General features: G+C 54.3%; 2 rRNA genes (1 of these 2 cut by a window edge). Both read right to left on the reverse strand.

What is annotated here, in order from left to right:
- Window positions 1-227 precede the first annotated feature (227 nt).
- Window positions 228-342, reverse strand: a 5S ribosomal RNA gene (rrf, locus tag ACZK3W_RS21675).
- 127 nt (window positions 343-469) lie between these two features.
- A 23S ribosomal RNA gene (locus tag ACZK3W_RS21680) occupies window positions 470-2,500 on the reverse strand (it continues 849 nt past the right edge of the window).

The raw sequence follows: 2,500 nt of genomic DNA on the forward strand, positions 1-2,500 counted from the left end.
GTCTCACCGGAGTGGACGTTGTTGCCGATGCTGCTTCGTCGTTGGACCCGAAGGTCTTTCGTCGTTGCGAGCCGCCTATTATGGCAGGCCTTTCAGCTTTGTCAACAACTTGTTTGAGGAACTTGAAGCTCTTCGTGAAGTTGTTGCCGCAAGTCCAGGTCGAAACCGGGTGCCTGCAAAAAAAGGGAAAACCCCGCTGCGCATGCAGCGGGGTTCTCGGGTGTAAACCCTGGCGATGACCTACTCTCGCATGGCTTGAGCCACACTACCATCGGCGCAGCTGCGTTTCACTTCCGAGTTCGGGATGGGATCGGGTGGTTCCACAGCGCTAATTTCACCAGGGAGGCGGTTGGAGCGTCGCCATCCGATACAGCCGGATAAGGCGCCTGCCTCTCGTAGTTCTTGTGACGTAGCGTGCACTTGGATGCTCTTACGACGCTGTCGTAAAGCCAAGGCAACTTGAGGTTATATGGTCAAGCCTCTCGGATCATTAGTATCAGTTAGCTCAATACATTGCTGTACTTACACACCTGACCTATCAACCACGTAGTCTACATGGTTCCTTCAGGGGGCTTGTGCCCCGGGAGATCTCATCTTGAGGCGCGCTTCCCGCTTAGATGCTTTCAGCGGTTATCGCTTCCGAACATAGCTACCCGGCAATGCCACTGGCGTGACAACCGGAACACCAGAGGTTCGTCCACTCCGGTCCTCTCGTACTAGGAGCAGCCCCTCTCAAATCTCCAACGCCCATGGCAGATAGGGACCGAACTGTCTCACGACGTTCTGAACCCAGCTCGCGTACCACTTTAAATGGCGAACAGCCATACCCTTGGGACCGACTACAGCCCCAGGATGTGATGAGCCGACATCGAGGTGCCAAACACCGCCGTCGATATGAACTCTTGGGCGGTATCAGCCTGTTATCCCCGGAGTACCTTTTATCCGTTGAGCGATGGCCCTTCCATACAGAACCACCGGATCACTAAGTCCTAGTTTCCTACCTGCTTGATCCGTCGATCTTGCAGTCAAGCACGCTTATGCCTTTGCACACAGTGCGCGATGTCCGACCGCGCTGAGCGTACCTTCGAGCTCCTCCGTTACTCTTTAGGAGGAGACCGCCCCAGTCAAACTACCCACCATACACGGTCCCCGACCCAGATAATGGGCCCAGGTTAGAACGTCAAGCACGACAGGGTGGTATTTCAAGGATGGCTCCGCTGCAGCTAGCGCCACAGTTTCATAGCCTCCCACCTATCCTACACAGACGAACTCAACGTTCAGTGTAAAGCTATAGTAAAGGTTCACGGGGTCTTTCCGTCTTGCCACGGGAACGCTGCATCTTCACAGCGATTTCAATTTCACTGAGTCTCGGGTGGAGACAGCGCCGCTGTCGTTACGCCATTCGTGCAGGTCGGAACTTACCCGACAAGGAATTTCGCTACCTTAGGACCGTTATAGTTACGGCCGCCGTTTACTGGGGCTTCGATCAAGAGCTTCGCCTTGCGGCTGACCCCATCAATTAACCTTCCAGCACCGGGCAGGCGTCACACCCTATACGTCCACTTTCGTGTTTGCAGAGTGCTGTGTTTTTGATAAACAGTCGCAGCGGCCTGGTTACTGCGACCCTCTTCAGCTATAGCTCGCACGAGCCACCAAAAAGGGTGCACCTTCTCCCGAAGTTACGGTGCCATGTTGCCTAGTTCCTTCACCCGAGTTCTCTCAAGCGCCTGAGAATTCTCATCCTACCCACCTGTGTCGGTTTACGGTACGGTCTGCGTAAGCTGAAGCTTAGGAGCTTTTCCTGGAAGCGTGGTATCAGTGACTTCGCCATAAAGGCTCGTCTCGGTGCTCGGTCTTAAAGGATCCCGGATTTGCCAAAGATCCAAACCTACCGCCTTTCCCCAGGACAACCAACGCCTGGTACACCTAACCTTCTCCGTCCCTCCATCGCACTTACGCGAGGTGCAGGAATATTAACCTGCTTCCCATCGACTACGACTTTCGTCCTCGCCTTAGGGGCCGACTCACCCTGCGCCGATTAACGTTGCGCAAGGAAACCTTGGGCTTTCGGCGTGCGGGTTTTTCACCCGCATTATCGTTACTCATGTCAGCATTCGCACTTCCGATACCTCCAGCAGACTTCTCAATCCACCTTCAACGGCTTACGGAACGCTCCTCTACCGCGCATAACAAAGTTATGCACCCCAAGCTTCGGTTCACTGCTTAGCCCCGTTAAATCTTCCCCGCAGACCGACTCGACCAGTGAGCTATTACGCTTTCTTTAAAGGGTGGCTGCTTCTAAGCCAACCTCCTGGCTGTCTGTGCCTTTCCACATGGTTTTCCACTTAGCAGTGAATTTGGGACCTTAGCTGTGGGTCTGGGTTGTTTCCCTTTTCACGACGGACGTTAGCACCCGCCGTGTGTCTCCCATACAGTCCGTCTCGGTATTCGGAGTTTGCAATGGTTTGGTAAGTCGCGATGACCCCCTAGCCATAACAGT

Source organism: Stenotrophomonas sp. 80084_Sma (genome assembly GCF_056481995.1).